Below are 16,468 nucleotides of genomic sequence, written 5' to 3' on the forward strand. Positions count from 1 at the left end.
AGAAGTGAGATTCCCCACTCAGCACTTGGAACTCGGAACGGGCTAAACGCCCCGCTACCGGAACTGTTTTGCCCAATTACCCATTTCATAGAACGCCCTTAGAACTGGGAATTACGCCAGCACGACGGGGGTCGATTTCTACAGCGAGCCGGGTTGCTCTTGCAAAGGCTTTAAATGTCGCTTCAATGATGTGATGGGAATTAATGCCATCCAGTTGCCGAATGTGCAGTGTCATTTGGCTATGGTTTACTAAAGCTACAAAAAATTCTCGTACAAGTTGGGTGTCATAGGTTCCTACCCGCTGAGTCGGAATTTGCAAGCCGTAGCTAAGGTGAGGTCGTCCAGAAAAGTCTAGCGCTACCTGAACTAAGGCTTCATCCAATGGTGCAAGAAAATTACCAAAGCGGACAATACCTTTTCTGTCGCCTAGTGCTTGGTTCAAGGCTTGCCCTAAAGTAATGCCGACATCTTCGTTGGTGTGATGATCGTCAATTTCCCAGTCTCCCTTGGCTTGGACATCTATATCAATCAGCCCGTGGGAGGCAATTTGATGCAACATGTGATCTAAAAACGGAATGCCTGTTGCTGCTGTGCAAGTTCCTCTACCATCCAGGTTGATGGTAACTTGCACATTAGTTTCACCAGTGGTGCGGTGAACAGTGGCAATCCGAGGGGTTTGGGTTAAGCGATCGTAGTTTGAATTAACTTGGCGATTGGTTGTTTGCATAGGGAGTGGGGAATGGGGAATTAGAAATGGGGAATGGGGAATTAGAAATGGGGAATGGGTAAATAATTGTTCGCTTGCTCTCTTAGTCTCCCTACTCCCCACTCCCTATTCCCTACTCCCCAAATAAATATCTTACATTCCCATAATTTCATATCCTGCATCTACATATAGAATTTGTCCGGTAATGCCACTGGACAAATCACTACACAAAAAGGCCGCAGCGTTGCCGACTTCTAACTGAGTGACGGTGCGTTTTAGGGGAGCTACTTCTTCTACATGATGAATCATATCTAAAATCCCACCCACTGCTGAAGATGCCAAAGTGCGGATGGGTCCGGCGGAAATGGCATTGACGCGGATATTTTGTGGTCCTAGTTCGGCAGCTAGGTAGCGCACACTCATTTCTAAACCCGCCTTGGCAACTCCCATGACGTTGTAGTTGGGGATTGCCCTAACACCACCTAAATATGTCAGGGTGACGATGCTACCTCCCTCTGTCATCAAAGGTTTGGCTGCACCACTTAACTGCACCAGCGAATAGGTACTGATTTCTAAAGCGGTGTTGAAGCCAGAACGAGAAGTTTGGCTAAAATCTCCACTCAAGTCATCTTTGCTGGCAAAGGCTAGGCAATGGATGAGGATATCTAACTTTCCCCACTGTTCGCGGATTGTCTCAAAGGTAGATTTAATTTGGTCTTCATCTTGGACATTACAGGGAAGAAATAAGCTGGGGTTAAGGGGTTCTACCAATTCCGCAACTTTTTTCTCCATTTTGCCGCGTTCATCCGGCAGGTAGGTAATACCCAGGTTTGCTCCAGCTTTGTGCAGCTGTTGAGCGATGCCCCAGGCGATCGAGCGGTTATTGGCAATACCTGTAACAAGGGCATTTTTTCCAGTCAAATTTAGCATATAAATTGTTAATGCGATCGATCATTAGGAGCATACTAGAATCTGAGGCTAATTTATCTTTGTTTTATACAGGATTTGCAAAAATGAATATTGGTAAGAGTGTTTGCTGTGAAAAAAATCTTGATTTTTTATAAAGATATTCTCAAGATATCTTTATTTGTTCTTCAAAAAACCTTTTAAATACAGCTATTGGAACTACTTATCAACAATTAGTAGCTGAAAGGATCAACAATTATGTATCATTATAAACAAAGAGTTATGAAGAGATTAGTTGGAGTATAGGAAAGTACAGAAAGGTTGACGGTGCTTTATTCATTTTTCAGGTGTATTCTTAGGTAATGAGTTTTTGTTTTTCCGGCATTGGGTAGGGGAAGGGAGATGATCGTGACACAAGATAAAGCCCTAGCAAATGTTTTTCGTCAGATGGCGACCGGGGCGTTTCCGCCAGTTGTGGAAACGTTTGAACGCAATAAAACGATCTTTTTTCCTGGCGATCCTGCCGAACGAGTTTATTTTCTTTTGAAAGGTGCTGTTAAACTTTCCAGGGTGTACGAGGCAGGAGAGGAAATAACGGTAGCGCTGCTGCGAGAAAATAGTGTTTTTGGTGTATTGTCATTGCTGACAGGAAATAAATCAGATCGGTTTTACCATGCGGTTGCATTTACTCCTGTGGAATTACTGTCGGCACCAATTGAACAGGTAGAGTTAGCACTCAAGGAAAATCCCGAATTATCAATGTTAATGCTGCGAGGTCTGTCTTCGCGAATTTTACAAACGGAGATGATGATTGAAACTCTCGCTCACCGAGATATGGGTTCTCGGTTGGTGAGTTTTTTATTAATTCTTTGTCGAGATTTTGGCGTTCCTTGTGCAGATGGGATCACTATTGATTTGAAGTTATCTCATCAAGCGATCGCAGAAGCAATTGGTTCAACTCGTGTTACCGTTACCAGGCTACTGGGAGATTTGCGCGAGAAAAAGATGATTTCTATCCACAAAAAGAAGATTACTGTGCATAAACCTGTTACCTTAAGTAGGCAATTCACATAAAAACAATTGGAGAATGGGGAGTCGGCGCGTGTTGTGTTTTGAAAAATGACACTAATAGCTAGAGGTAAATCTAAAATTGAATAATTTCAGCTATTGCCAATTTCCATTTCTCCACAGACAATGCTTAAAAGTAGTAGGCTGTATCTGGAAGGATTTCGGTAGCTAAAGATGACCACCGGATACATCCTCATCGCTGCAATTTTAATTCTGGGAGGCGTAATTGCAACCGTGGGCGATCGCATCGGCACACGAGTTGGCAAAGCGCGCCTCTCACTTTTTAATTTACGTCCAAAAAACACTGCCGTACTAGTAACAATTTTTACGGGTGGTTTGATTTCCGCATCAACTTTAGGGATTTTATTTGCTGCCGACGAAGGCTTACGAAAGGGGGTCTTTGAGTTAGAGGATATTCAAACAGACCTCAGACAGAAGCGGGAACAGCTAAAAACCGCAGAAACTCAGAAAAGTCAGGTAGAGGGTGAGCTAAACCAAGCTAGAATTGCCCAAACAAAGGCACAACAAGACTTACAGGCAATTAATCAATCCTTGCAGGCGGCTAATGCCAAACAGAGGCAAACACAAGCTCAGTTGAACCGCACCATTAGTCAACAAGCCCAAACCCAAACTCAACTCCAACGCACTCAAGGTCAGCTAAATCAGGTTGTAAGTCAGTACCAAAAAGCCATAGCTGAATTGCAAAGCGTTTATAACCAGAGAAAGGAGTTACAGGCAGCAGTTGAGCTACTAAAGACAGAACGTCAACGATTGTATGCGGAAGCGAAAAAAGCCATTGACGAAGCCAAAACAGCGATCGCAAAACGCGATCGCGAACTCGCTAACCGTCAACAAGGTATAGAAGCGCGCGATCAAAAAATTTCTCAACTGGATCAACTAATTCAAAAGCGTAATGTCGAAATTACCGCGCGAGAGCAAGTGATTGCCAAACGGGAATCGCGCCTCAAAGAATTGGAAGCACAACAAGAGCAACTAGAACTAGAAGTTGCCAGGCTGGAAAAATATTATCAATCCTACCGCGACCTGCGTCTGGGTAAGCTAGCCTTAGTTCGTGGTCAAGTTTTGTCTGCTGGTGTAATTCGTGTTACCCAACCTGCTGCTGCTCGTCAGGCAGTGATACAACTTTTACAAGAAGCCAATCGCAACGCCAGTCTGGAATTAAGCGAGCCTGGTGTAAATCCGGCAAATGTCGAGCTACTGCACGTCACTCAGGATAGGATTGAGCAATTAAGCAAACAGATTGGCGATGGTCAAGAATATGTGGTGCGAATTTTCTCGGCTGGTAATTACGTCAGAGGAGAAAAGCAGATAGAATTTTTCGCCGATACAGCCAGGAATCAGCTAGTTTTTTCAGAAGGTGCGGTGCTAGCCACAACTACTGCTGATTCCACAACCATGACATCTTATCAGTTACAGCAGCGGCTAGAAATATTGATTTCTGCTTCCCAATTTCGTGCCCGTAACGTGGGAATCGTCGAAAATGTGCAAGTAGATGGGACTTTTCTACGCTTTATCACCCAATTAAGACAGTACAATCAACCATTGGAGATCAAAGCGATCGCGGCAGAGGACACTTATACAGCCGGGCCATTGAGAGTAAAATTAGTAGCAATAGTCAACGGAAAAATTATTTTTAGTACTTAAAAAAGAAGTTCAGAATTCAGAATTCAGAAGTCAGAAGTTCAAAGAGTCAGAATACAATTAGTGGGAGATGAGCGTGGAAAGTCACAAGCGGCGGCTGATGCCGTAGACATCATAACTTTCCAAGACAGACTCGCCACCAATTGATCCTGAATTCTGAATCCTGAATTCTTCTTTTTAATTTCTTATGAATTTTCGTGAATTTTCACCAACGCAACCAGTGATTTTGGGGTTTGATCCAGGTCGAGATAAGTGTGGTTTAGCGGTGATGGGACTGGATCGGCAACTGTATTATCATGAGGTGGCGCTAGCAAAAGAGGCGATCGCTACCATTGAGACACTACGTCAAAAATTTCCCATTTCCTTAATGGTCATGGGCGACCAAACTACAGCCAAGCAGTGGAGACAGCAATTGTATCAAGATTTGACAGAACCGCTGAGTATTATTTTAGTGGATGAGCGTTATACAACCCTAGAAGCACGCGATCGCTATTGGCAAATGTTTCCGCCCACAGGGCTAATAAAGCTATTGCCAAAGGGTCTGAGACAGCCACCAAGACCCATAGATGATATTGTTGCCATTCTCTTAATTGAAAGATACTTAAATCGCCTCACTGAATCAGAAGTGAGGAGTTATGAGTGAGGAGTGAGGAGTTAATATCTTCACAACTCCAAACTTTTAACTCCAAACTCCTAACTCAAAACTTGTAACTCCAAACTCCTAACTCAAAACTTTTAACTCCAAACTCCAAACTTTTAAAGTTGCGCCCGAATAGTAAAAGCATAATCTCCTCCAGGCTCTAGCTGGTAATCTTGTTGCTCCAAGAATCGACCGAGGGGTTCTTTGATTAGGGCACGGCCTTGGGAAGGCTTGACAGCAAGTTCTCCTCGGCGAAAATGCCACTGGAAATGCCACTCAAACTCACCTGCACTCACTTCGCCTTCAAGAAAGCCGTGTTGCCAGGATTGGCGAGTAATTCTGACATGGGCAATGGTTTCTGGCAGACGTTTTGCACTCACAATGCTTTAAGTCAACTGTGGAATAACAGCCGCTCATATAGGCTGGCTACTTATTTTATTTAACAAACATAGCTTAATTAGACAAACTGACAAAGTGGGTATTTGTAGTTGACTAAGTTGTGTTCATGAGCCAAACGACTTCAGTATCCTGAAGTTGCGGCTATAACCTGGGCGGATTTTATAACCTAAGTTGGGGTGTATCAGATTCCGGGTGGATATGTCAAGCGATCGCGCACGAAAAATTAGAGGTTTCTGAGTTTTTGATATCTCCTCTGAGGGTGCTGAGGCACTTAGGGCGGGTAATTTTTTTAGTTTTTCAGGAATGAGAGTATCCTAGAAACTGCATATCTGATACTTTTTTCATCAGTATATTGTGGGTTAATTGGAATTTCCTCGCCAGATTTCAGCATAATTACAGCCCGATAAACTTTGGAGTATTTATATTGCTGTTCTTGGATATCAAAACGCAGAATACTTTCTAGTGGATGTTCGATAATTTGGTTGCCACGCAAACTTTTCCGTTCGATAAAGACCTTATCGATACTCTTATAGAAGGTGCAGGTAGTTGCCGGTGATGTAGCAAAATAAGCAGCGATCGCCATCACAAATAATGTAAATAAACTTGAGAAAAATAGATAATTTCGCTGATTCTGCTGCACTAATAGGGAAACTTGTCTAGAGTTGATAAAATTATTGATTTTTAAAACAACTTCCTCATCTTCTTGATAGCTAATATGCGATAGCAGGGCAAAGTCTCCAAATGGAGTCACAATCATAACTTGATAGCTTTTGCTCCCTTTACTACCAGTCTTTGTCAAGATGTATGCTTCCTGAAGATCAAATATTTTGAGTTTATCCATACTTCCCAGCAAATTAAACCGCTTCAATTCACAATTAATTTGGTTTGAAGAAGGTCGAATGCAACTGAGACTAAGTGAAGCAGAATCAAAAACTAAGCAGTAAATGAAAAAAATGAAAAAGATAATAAAAATAGACCATCCACTAAACCAATAGCTAAATGGTCGATGCTTTAGCTGCAATTTAGTATGGGTTTGTGCGACAATTTTCATCGATATCTGTGTATAGAATACTTAACCCCTGAGTAGAGTATTCCCCTTGTTGCCCATTTACCGATCACCAAGTATAAGTACTAGGGAGGATTTATTATGAATGCCTAACTAATAGATAATTGGGACAGAAAGCTATAGCTAAAAGTATGGAAACCAAACAGCTAGGAAAAACTGGTATCTTTGTAAGTGCGATCGGTTTGGGCGGTATGCCCATGTCAATTGCTAATCGCCCTCCCGAATCGCAGTCAATCGAAGTTATTCATCGTGCCCTAGATTTGGGTATTACATTTATTGACACTGCCGACGCATACTGCAAAGATGAATCAGAGAAGCATCACAATGAGCAATTAATTCACAAGGCACTTAGTAGTTATAAAGGTGATATTAGTCAAGTACTTGTGGCAACGAAGGGCGGTTTGATGCGTCCCGATGGCAACTGGACAAGTAACGGCAACCCAGAACATTTACGCCAAACAATTCGCGTTAGTTTTGAGGCTTTGGGTGGTGCTAAACCCATTGATGTTTGGCAATACCATTCGCCCGATCCTAAATACACCATTGAAGAATCCCTAGCACCAGTTAAAGAAGCAGTGGAAGCGGGTTTGATTCGGTTTGTGGGAGTTTCTAACTTTTCCGTTGAACAAATTAAGCGGGCGCGGGATGTGGTGGATATTGTCTCAGTGCAGAATCAATACAGCCCTTGGCAACGACAGCCAGAAAATGACGGCGTGTTGAAGTATTGCGAACAGCAAGGATTAACCTTTTTACCTTGGAGTCCCTTTGGTGGTAGGCGTCGCCATCAGGATTTGCAAGATATTTCTGCGATCGCTCAGTTAGCGAAAGAAAAAGGCGTGTCGGTGTATAATATCGTCTTAGCTTGGTTACGTTCCAAGTCACCCGCTATTTTGCCGATTCCTGGTGCTAGCAAGGTTTCCAGCATTGAAGACTCGGCACAAGCTCTCAATGTAAAACTATCTGATGAAGAAGTGCAAAAAATTGATCGGGCAACTTAATAATTCCACTAGTTAAGGTAGATGTGGTAGCAGTTGCCCAAGATTTTCGTGGCTTGTTTAGCTGCATAAACTCTTTGATTACCTGCACTCAGCGGATAAAAAAAAGGCATGATCTTAGAAACACACCGCTTGCTAATGCGTGACTTTATAGAGACAGATTGGCATGCGGTTTTTGCCTATCAATCAGATCCTTTGTACTTGCGTTACAACTATTGGACACACCGCACACAAAAGGATGTTTGCGAGTTTATCCAGATGTTTATTGATCAACAAAAAGAGCAACCACGGACAAAGTTTCAGTTAGCTATTATCCTCAAAGAAAAAAATCAGCTTATTGGCAATTGTGGTATCCGTGTAAATGACCCAGAAATGCGGGAAGCAAATATCGGCTATGAACTAAACACTCAATATTGGGGACAAGGTTATGCAACAGAAGCAGCACACGCCATTTTAAAGTTCGGCTTTGAAGAACTGGGAATGCATCGGATCTGGTCTTGGTGTGTTGCAGAGAATCTTGCTTCTATAAAAGTATTAGAAAAAATTGGTATGCGTCGTGAAGGTCATCTGCGGGAAAAAGAGTTAATCAAAGGTAGATGGTACGACAACTTTCTTTACGCTATCCTTGACCACGAATGGAAAGCAGACTGTCTGCCACTTGTCTTGGCTGTCTCTGACCACCATAATTTTTCGTAGCATTAGCAGATTTAGTTTCAAAACCTTGTAACATCAACCTGACTCCTGACTATTTTTTGACAACAGCATTGGTTATTCTTGGGCATCCCTCACCCCACTTTTAGAGAAACGTTACTCACACGGGAGAAAATACTCTTAATTGGGGAAAACTAATAAATGTGAAGGGTGCTAAAGTACCCACGTCATTTTTCCTCCTTGGTTGAAAGCCAGAGGGTTGCTAAACTTCCGTGAGGTTTTATGAAAGAGATCAAAAGTAAAATTACGAATAAATTAGAGCGATTGTTAGAACAATGGTTAGTACCTCGTCTAGTACGGTGGGGAGAATACTTAGAAACCAAAATCAGGCGCTATAAGCATCAAGAACTGAAGAGTCAATTAAAATTTTGTGGCTCTGGTTTGCGATTTAAGCGAGATATTAAAATTGAGCATCCGCAAAATGTATCTCTGGGAAATAAAGTCTATATCGGCCCAGATGTCTTATTAGATGGTCGTGGTGGAATCACAATTGGCGACAATACCACAATTGGATTTAACGTGATTATACTTTCTGCAAATCATGACTATCAAAGTAATGATTTGCCTTATGAACATAATGTCTATATTCATAAACCTGTTGTCATCGGTCGCAATGTTTGGATTGGCGGAAATGTCCTAATTGTTCCAGGAGTTTCCATTGGAGATGGTGCAATTGTGGCGGCTGGTACAGTTGTAAGTGCAAATATTGAACCTTTAGCAATTGTTGGTAATCAACGGATGAGAATAATTAAATACCGCGACAAAGAACATTATGAACAACTCGCTAACAAGCAAGAGATTCAATCTGGATTATTAGTTAATTCTGAGATTGAACAGCATATTTGATTAGATAAACTTCATAGACTTTTCCTAACCCTATCCCTACGGTGTAAACACAAGTCTGAAATAGCTGATTAACCAAGGTTTTACCCCACCTTAACCCTCCCATTGGAAAGGCTATGGTGTACACACAAGTGGTATTTGCAAGGGTTTCAGGGGTTATAAACCCCTGAAATTGTCATTACAAGCAAAGCAAAGTAATCGCATAATCCCAGCTTTGGCGCGGTGGGGTTCTTGGGGTTTAATAAGTAATCAAGCGAACTTGATATTACACCAACACTGGCGTATTCGCACGCTTAACTTGAGGTGTTGCAATCATCCGCATTCCGGCGGGTGCAGCTAAAGTTAACCCACGGCGCACAGGACGTACAGGACGTTTATTTACTAGCGATACTTGAAATTCTGACAAAATAGTTGCCAAGACGATTTTCATTTCATACTGGGCAAATGCCATCCCAATACAGCGACGATTACCGCCACCAAAGGGTAAATATTCATAAGGTGAATATTGTCTTTCTAAAAAGCGTTCTGGTTTAAACTGCTTGGATTGTGGATAAACTTCTTCCCGATGGTGGGCTAAATAAATACTGGGAATTATTGCCGTTCCCTCTCGCAGTTCGTAGCCCATAATTGTAATTGGGTTCTTTACAACCCGCACGAAAGCAGTCATGGCAATTGGGTAAATTCGCAATGTTTCTTGGCAAACTGCTGTCAAATAGGGCAATTTAGCTACACTACTCAAATCGGTGTTAACTCCAATGGTGTTGAGTTCTTCTAGCAACTTTTCACGCACCTCTGGTAAACTATCAATCCAGTAAAAAGCCCATGTCAATGCGGAAGCGGTAGTTTCATGTCCCGCAACTAGCAGCGTCATTAACTCGTCGTGTAATTCTTCATCTGACATCCCTTGACCATCGTCGTAACGAGCCGCCATCATCAAACTTAGGATATCTTGCCGATTTTGTTCAGATTCCGCCCGACGTTCTCGAAGCAAAGCATAAATCATTTGATCGATTTTTTGCCGTTGTTGCAGAACCCAACCCCACGGACTCCACGCACCAAAATCTTTTTGCATGAACCGGAAGAAGAAGGCGCTAGACATTACAGGCGAACTAATGAAGTCTAGTAAGTCACTTAGCGATCGCCTCAGTTCTTCAAACAGCTGTCCTTCATTCAAACCAAATACAACCCGCAGAATAACACGCAAGGTGATTTCTTGCATCGACTCACGGATGTTAAAAGGTTTACCAATTTGCCATTCATTACTTACCTGTCGGGTAATTTCCCGAATTTCCTCGCCGTAAGCTCGCATCCTTTCGCCATGAAAAGGTGGAGCTAATAATTGCCGTTGGCGCTGGTGGCGATCGCCATCTGATAACATGAAGGAGCGATCGCCAAGCAAAAATCTTAGCCCTATATTCCCCCTTCCCACCTCAAAATGGCTGGAATCAGCAGTAAAAATCTGCTCTAGTGCTTGGGGTTGACTAAAATACACCAGATGATTATCTGAGTGAACACTCCTGATTGTGAAAGTGTCACCATAAATTTTGGCAAAATCATCCACATATTTGACTGGTTGGCTAACAAACTTGATCATCCTTAGCCAGCGCGGCATTTGAGGCCCATCAGGCAGATTGTAAGTAGTTGTCATCGGACTTTGTGGAGTTAATGGCTTCTGAATTTTATTGTTACGAGTTTTCATGTTACTTATAGGTTACAGAAAGCTGTATATTCATCATTGGGGACTAGGGACTGGAGACTGGGAACTGAAAAAGAAGACAAAGAGGATAATAATAACTCTTGTACAGAAGCGATTAATCGCGTCTCTACTCCTAACTCAGCACTCCTAACTCAGCACTCAGCACTAAGAGAGGCAGCATCGGAAGCAAGCAGTGCCAAAAATCATCGCTATTCTTAACGGTAAAGGAGGAGTCGGTAAAACGACTACCGCAGTCAATCTGGCTGCAAACTTTGCGAAGAAAAAAAAGGTGCTGTTGATTGACGCAGATATTCAAGGTTCTGCTAGTTGGTGGTTTGGACGCAGTCAACAGGGAATGGGATTTGATTTATCTCAAGAAACCGATCCCACACTTTTAAGTGATTTAGGAAAGATAACAGGTTACGATTTAGTAGTGGTGGATACACCTCCCGCCCTACGCTCTGAAGCATTAGTGGCGGTAGTTGCGATCGCAAATTATCTGGTTTTGCCTACACCCCCAGCCGCAATGGATTTAGCAATCCTCGTGGAAACAGTCAAGGAAGCCGTCATTCCCGTGGGAACCCCCCATCGGGTATTGCTCACCAAAGTCGATACGCGCAGTCTGGGGGAAGCGCAAGAAGCAAAAAACACTCTCACTCGCTTAGGTATTCCTACTTGTAATACCTTCATCCGTGCTTATAAAGCTCATGAACGAGCAGCACTAGAAGGTGTAGCGATTACTCAATGGCGAGGAGGAAATGCACGGGAGGCGGAATTAGACTACCGCCGTGCAGCTGATGAATTACAGCGTGATTGGAGAAAAGAATAATGGCTAGGAAACAAAGTCTCTCTGACTTACTACAAGAAGAGGCACAAAAATTTACACCCCCAGAAGGTGAATCTGCGATCGAAGTTACAGCAGAAAAAATTGTCGAAGAACAAGCTTCAGATGAAGAAGAATCCTTAGGACAACCACTTGAGCCAACTTCTACTAAGCGCACAAGTCCTACTAAGGCTGATTTAGAAGCCACTGTCAAAGAATTGACAAGTAATCTAGAAACAAGCCACAAAAAAGAAGCATCTCTTGGACAAGAAATTACTGATTTGCAATCAAAATTATCTAAACAAAAAACCTTTGCATCAGAGCAAACATCGTTACTAGAACAGCTAACAAAAGAACTTGAAGAAACCAAAAAAACAGCACTGCAACTTGCAGAAGCAAACTCCCAGCTTATAGAAGAAATTAAGACTTTAAAACAAGTAGCAGAAGAAAAATCTCAACTTGCTGTCGCTGTCAAAGAGACTAGTGCGATCAAACCAGTAAAAAAAGACCACTACAATCCACTTAACTACAAGAAATCACATCGGTCATCGGAAACACTAGCTCAAAATCAACCACAAAATCAACCAAATGAGTATCCTGATAGTTCTAATGAGATGTGGTTACTTGATTAGAGCAAATATACCTGGCGATTAGAAATCGCAGCGATGCAAACTTAAGTCCGCTCAGGCGGACTCAGCACAAACAGGAATTCACCTGATGGCAATTACTCGCTGTACCTTGGGGCAGTTCGTCTAAATAACTTAAACTCTAACTAGTGCGATCGCTCACTGTATTTACGACAGCGGCACGATAAAATTCTAAAACCATAATCGTACTAAAAGGTCTAAATGGCAGAAACACTATTCTTCAACGCCTTACGGGAAGCCATTGACGAAGAAATGGCACGTGACTCCAGCGTATTCGTTCTCGGTGAAGATGTTGGACACTACGGCGGTTCCTATAAAGTTACCAAAGACCTGTACCAAAAATATGGCGAACTCCGCGTTCTAGACACCCCCATCGCTGAAAATAGCTTTACAGGCATGGCCGTCGGAGCAGCAATGACTGGCTTGCGTCCGATTATTGAAGGCATGAATATGGGGTTTTTACTGCTCGCCTTCAACCAAATAGCCAACAACGCCGGAATGCTACGCTATACCTCTGGTGGTAACTTTAAAATTCCGATGGTAATTCGCGGCCCTGGCGGTGTTGGAAGACAGCTAGGCGCAGAACATTCCCAACGATTAGAAACTTACTTTCAAGCTGTGCCAGGGTTGAAAATTGTTGCCTGCTCCACACCAAGAAACGCTAAAGGACTACTGAAATCCGCTATCCGCAATGATAATCCGGTGTTGTTCTTTGAACACGTTCTGCTTTACAACTTAAAAGAAGATTTACCAGAAGAAGAATACTTACTACCTCTGGATAAAGCAGAAATTGTCCGTCCAGGAAAAGATGTGACAATTATTACTTACTCGCGGATGCGCCATCATGTGGTGCAAGCAGTAAAAACTCTTGAAAAACAAGGATACGATCCAGAAGTTATCGATTTAATATCTCTCAAACCATTAGATTTTGATACCATTGGTGCATCAATACGTAAAACTCATAAAGTCATTGTTGTAGAAGAATCCATGCGAACTGCGGGTATTGGAGCAGAAGTCATCGCTTCCATAAACGATCGCTTATTCGATGAATTAGATGCGCCAGTACTGCGGCTTTCTTCCCAAGATATTCCCACACCCTATAACGGCAATCTGGAGCGACTGACAATTGTCCAACCAGAGCAAATAGTAGAAGCCGTGGAAAAAATGGTAGCGTTGCGAGTTTAGGGATTGGGGACAAGGAGGAATTATTGAACAACCCTCTTCCTTGTCTACCTTGTCTCTTCTCCATACCCAATACCCAATCCCCGATCCCCAGTACCCAATACTTGCTCATAACTCCTCAAAAGAGCGCTATTATAGCGTTTGTCAGTTGCGAGTTATGGTATGCAAAGACAGCGATCGCTATTAATTTTGATTTTAGTCCTGATAATCGCCGCTATTACGGTGATTGCCACAATTCCGATACCCTTGGGACTGGACTTGCGCGGAGGTTCACAGCTTACAATTCAGGTGAAACCATCAGCAGATGTACCCAAAATCACCGAAAGAGAATTGGAAGGTGTAAAGAAAGTTGTCGAAGGCCGGATTAATGGTTTGGGTGTTTCTGAGCCAGTGATCCAAACAGTCGGCGCAGATAAAATATTGGTGCAACTACCAGGAGTAAACGATCCAGAGCAAGCTGAACGGGTGCTAGGGGGTACGGCACAGTTAGAATTTCGTACCCAAAAGGCAAATACAGAAACTCAACTACTTGCTTTTCAAGCATCTAGAGCCGAATTGAAAGCCAAGCAAGAAGAGTTGAAAAAGAGTACCGACAAAGCAGCAATTGTCAAGAATCAAGAAGATTTAAAGAAAAATAATCAAGCGATCGCAGAATTGTTTGAAAGCACCAATCCACCCCTAATTGGCAAATACCTCAAGGATGCTTATGGTGAACCCACTCAAGGTAACAACTGGAATGTTGCCATTCGCTTCGACCAAAAGGGTGGTGAACTGTTTACCAATTTAACGAAAAATCTCGCCGGGACTGGGCGTAGCATTGGTGTTTTTCTGGACAATGAACTGATCAGCGCCCCTACCGTGGGTATAGAATTTGCCGCCACTGGTATTACTGGTGGTTCTGCCGTGATCACAGGACGATTTACCGCCCAACAAGCCAATGACTTAGGTGTACAGCTACGCGGTGGCGCATTACCCGTACCAGTAGAAATTGCAGAAAGGCGGACGGTTGGAGCAACCTTGGGTAGAGATAGTATTCAAAGCAGTATTTATGCTGGGGTCGGTGGTTTGACTTTAGTATTAATATTCATGGTGGTTTACTATCGCCTACCAGGATTAATTGCGGATGTATCACTAGTGATTTATTCCCTCTTAACTTGGTCAACCTTTGCTTTATTAGGTGTCACCCTAACTTTGCCAGGAATTGCTGGTTTTATTCTCAGTATTGGGATGGCAGTTGATGCCAATGTGCTAATTTTTGAAAGGACACGAGAAGAATTGCGGGCGGGTAAATCTCTGTATCGTTCTGTGGAATCTGGTTTTTATCGGGCATTTTCTAGTATTTTAGATAGCAACGTCACTACATGGATTGCTTGTGCTGCCCTGTTTTGGCTGGGGTCTGGTTTAGTCAAAGGCTTTGCTCTTACCTTAGCTTTGGGGGTAGCTGTAAGTATGTTTACAGCAATTACCTGTAGTCGGACATTGCTGTTTTTGGCAATTTCAATTCCTTCTTTGCGGAAGACAGAACTTTTCTGTCCAAACCTGCCAGCAGCGAATAAGGCAGAGGTGACTCCATGAAACTGCATATAAACAAATCGCGATCGCTTTGGTGGAGTATTTCTGCCGCGATCATTCTTGCTGGTATCATCTCAATGGTGATTTCTTGGCAACAACCCAATATTCACGCACCCCTACGCCCCGGTTTAGATTTTATCGGTGGTACGCGGTTGCAGTTTGTTCGAGATTGTACCAAACCTGGTAACTGCGACAAACCAATTAATATCAACGCTGTCCGGGAAGTAGCAAAAGCGCAGGGACTAGGTGATAGTAGTATCCAACTTGTCTCCGAAAATGGTGCAGAAAATGGTGTACTAATTCGGTCAAAAGATTTGACTGTCGATCAGCGTACCAAGTTACAAAACGCTTTGAGCCAAGAAATCGGCGTTTTTGACCCGCAAAAAAACCAGATTGACTCCGTTGGCCCCACCTTGGGAAAAGAACTGTTTACATCCGGGGTATTAGCTCTGATAGTTTCCTTCATCGGTATTACTATCTATATGAGCTTCCGCTTTCAGTTAGATTATGCTGTGTTTGCGATCGTTGCCCTATTCCACGATATCTTGATTACAGTCGGGGCTTTTTCAATTTTGGGTTTGGTGGCAGGCATCGAAGTAGATAGCCTTTTTATCGTCGCCTTACTGACGATCACAGGTTTCTCAGTCAACGACACAGTAGTAATTTACGATCGCATCCGGGAAACCATTAAAATCCATCCTGAACAGCCGATTGCCGAAATAGTAGATGATGCAGTTAACCAAACCCTCACAAGATCAATCAACACAACCTTAACCGTATTACTGACATTATCTGCAATCTTTCTGTTTGGCGGAGAAACACTGAAAAACTTTTCCCTGGCTTTAATTATTGGCTTCACGATGGGGGCTTATTCGAGTATTTTCATCGCTAGTACGCTGCTTACCTGGTGGCGAGAGTACAGGGGTAAATCCCAGGTGGTAGAGAGTGCGGAGTCGATTGATACTTCTCCCACTTCTCAAGATAGTTAAACTTGTGTATATTTCACAATTGGGTGAAAGCATTTTGAATTGCTCACCCACGCCTTGCAATTTTATTCCCCTATGGATCAACCGGAAGAACCATTAACTACTGTCCCAGACTTAGAGAAATCTGACCCATCTTTTGCTCAACAAGTACAAAGGCTACATCAACTGACAGTATATGGCAGGTGGTTATTTGTGGGCTGTTTATGGCTCACCGTTGCACCTGTCTCCTTGTGGGGTTTACGTACAGAAATTGCTTTGTGGCAACAATATTTTACCTGGGTGGCAGTGAGATTTGGACTGTTCTATCATCCACTGTCTACCTTTGGTCTAGCCTTTTGTCTGGGGATGACTGCTGCGGTTTTAGTTTGGCAAAGTCGGAATATTCTACTCGGATTGCCACAGCAGGAAAAACAACGTTTAGAAAAACAAGTTTATCGGATACGTCAGCAGGGAGCAACTCATCCTTTATGGAAGTGGGTTTGTCGTTAAATTTTCTTTCTCGTTGCATATACATAGACACGTACAGCAATTTCTAGCAAAATATGACTTAAATATACAAAGATAGT

Annotated in this window: 17 protein-coding genes; 12 read left to right on the forward strand and 5 right to left on the reverse strand. The window is 42.8% G+C overall.

The features are described from left to right. Positions 1-85: 85 nt before the first annotated feature. On the reverse strand, positions 86-727 hold the full coding sequence (gene hisB, locus FD723_RS23640; RefSeq protein WP_179067546.1) for an imidazoleglycerol-phosphate dehydratase HisB: 642 nt from the start codon (positions 725-727) through the stop codon (positions 86-88). A gap of 132 nt (positions 728-859) precedes the next feature. Beyond that, a complete protein-coding gene (fabI, locus tag FD723_RS23645) occupies positions 860-1,636 on the reverse strand; it encodes an enoyl-ACP reductase FabI (protein WP_179067547.1) in 777 nt (258 codons plus the stop codon). A gap of 378 nt (positions 1,637-2,014) precedes the next feature. Between fabI and ntcA the strand changes: the two genes are divergently transcribed. From ntcA to FD723_RS23660, 3 genes are all read left to right on the forward strand, one after another. Beyond that, positions 2,015-2,686 (forward strand): global nitrogen regulator NtcA, encoded by a 672-nt coding sequence (gene ntcA, locus FD723_RS23650; protein ID WP_094347373.1) that lies wholly within the window; start codon positions 2,015-2,017, stop codon positions 2,684-2,686. Between the two features lie 168 nt (positions 2,687-2,854). Next, positions 2,855-4,345, forward strand: a complete 1,491-nt coding sequence (locus tag FD723_RS23655; RefSeq protein ID WP_179067548.1) for a DUF3084 domain-containing protein — start codon at positions 2,855-2,857, stop codon at positions 4,343-4,345. A 184-nt stretch (positions 4,346-4,529) separates the two neighbouring features. Beyond that, positions 4,530-4,985 carry a Holliday junction resolvase RuvX gene (locus FD723_RS23660; protein WP_179067549.1) on the forward strand — a complete coding sequence of 152 codons (456 nt, stop codon included), beginning with the start codon at positions 4,530-4,532 and terminating at the stop codon, positions 4,983-4,985. 113 nt (positions 4,986-5,098) lie between these two features. Here the strand turns inward: FD723_RS23660 and FD723_RS23665 are convergent, their stop codons facing one another. Together FD723_RS23665 and FD723_RS43020 are read right to left on the reverse strand one after the other, a co-directional pair. Further along, positions 5,099-5,362: a DUF3146 family protein gene (locus FD723_RS23665; protein WP_179067550.1), complete on the reverse strand. Its 264-nt coding sequence runs from the start codon at positions 5,360-5,362 to the stop codon at positions 5,099-5,101. A 308-nt stretch (positions 5,363-5,670) separates the two neighbouring features. Continuing rightward, positions 5,671-6,222, reverse strand: coding sequence for a hypothetical protein (locus FD723_RS43020; RefSeq protein WP_256874910.1), 552 nt, complete (start codon positions 6,220-6,222; stop codon positions 5,671-5,673). Between the two features lie 356 nt (positions 6,223-6,578). Here FD723_RS43020 and FD723_RS23675 point away from each other — a divergent pair, with 356 nt between their 5' ends. The 3 genes from FD723_RS23675 to FD723_RS23685 all read left to right on the forward strand — a co-directional run bounded on the left by FD723_RS23675 (position 6,579) and on the right by FD723_RS23685 (position 8,999). Continuing rightward, positions 6,579-7,445, forward strand: a complete 867-nt coding sequence (locus FD723_RS23675) for an aldo/keto reductase (protein ID WP_179067551.1) — start codon at positions 6,579-6,581, stop codon at positions 7,443-7,445. A gap of 108 nt (positions 7,446-7,553) precedes the next feature. Continuing rightward, complete coding sequence (locus FD723_RS23680) at positions 7,554-8,138, forward strand: GNAT family N-acetyltransferase (RefSeq protein ID WP_179067552.1); 585 nt, start codon at positions 7,554-7,556, stop codon at positions 8,136-8,138. A 237-nt stretch (positions 8,139-8,375) separates the two neighbouring features. Then, the gene (locus FD723_RS23685) at positions 8,376-8,999 is read left to right on the forward strand and encodes a DapH/DapD/GlmU-related protein (RefSeq protein WP_179067553.1); all 624 of its coding nucleotides are present in this window, start codon (positions 8,376-8,378) and stop codon (positions 8,997-8,999) included. A 262-nt stretch (positions 9,000-9,261) separates the two neighbouring features. Here FD723_RS23685 and FD723_RS23690 read toward each other — a convergent pair whose 3' ends face one another. Further along, on the reverse strand, positions 9,262-10,644 hold the full coding sequence (locus tag FD723_RS23690; RefSeq protein WP_179069252.1) for a cytochrome P450: 1,383 nt from the start codon (positions 10,642-10,644) through the stop codon (positions 9,262-9,264). A 241-nt stretch (positions 10,645-10,885) separates the two neighbouring features. On the opposite strand from FD723_RS23690, the gene FD723_RS23695 reads away from it, so the two are divergent. The 6 genes from FD723_RS23695 to FD723_RS23720 all read left to right on the forward strand — a co-directional run bounded on the left by FD723_RS23695 (position 10,886) and on the right by FD723_RS23720 (position 16,391). Then, on the forward strand, positions 10,886-11,521 hold the full coding sequence (locus FD723_RS23695; RefSeq protein WP_179067554.1) for a ParA family protein: 636 nt from the start codon (positions 10,886-10,888) through the stop codon (positions 11,519-11,521). Further along, a complete protein-coding gene (locus FD723_RS23700) occupies positions 11,521-12,147 on the forward strand; it encodes a hypothetical protein (protein ID WP_179067555.1) in 627 nt (208 codons plus the stop codon). Before FD723_RS23695 ends, FD723_RS23700 begins: the two co-directional genes overlap by 1 nt. Positions 12,148-12,363: 216 nt before the next feature. Beyond that, positions 12,364-13,347 (forward strand): alpha-ketoacid dehydrogenase subunit beta, encoded by a 984-nt coding sequence (locus FD723_RS23705; protein ID WP_179067556.1) that lies wholly within the window; start codon positions 12,364-12,366, stop codon positions 13,345-13,347. A 159-nt stretch (positions 13,348-13,506) separates the two neighbouring features. Beyond that, on the forward strand, positions 13,507-14,919 hold the full coding sequence (gene secD / locus FD723_RS23710) for a protein translocase subunit SecD (protein ID WP_179069253.1): 1,413 nt from the start codon (positions 13,507-13,509) through the stop codon (positions 14,917-14,919). Then, a complete protein-coding gene (gene secF, locus FD723_RS23715) occupies positions 14,916-15,905 on the forward strand; it encodes a protein translocase subunit SecF (protein WP_179067557.1) in 990 nt (329 codons plus the stop codon). The genes secD and secF overlap by 4 nt, the downstream gene beginning before the upstream one ends. Positions 15,906-15,977: 72 nt before the next feature. Then, entirely contained in the window at positions 15,978-16,391 is a 414-nt protein-coding gene (locus tag FD723_RS23720; RefSeq protein WP_179067558.1) for a hypothetical protein, read from the forward strand. The last annotated feature ends 77 nt before the right edge of the window (positions 16,392-16,468 follow it).

The sequence above is a fragment of the Nostoc sp. C052 genome, assembly GCF_013393905.1.
In the GTDB taxonomy this organism is placed as follows: Bacteria; Cyanobacteriota; Cyanobacteriia; order Cyanobacteriales; family Nostocaceae; genus Nostoc.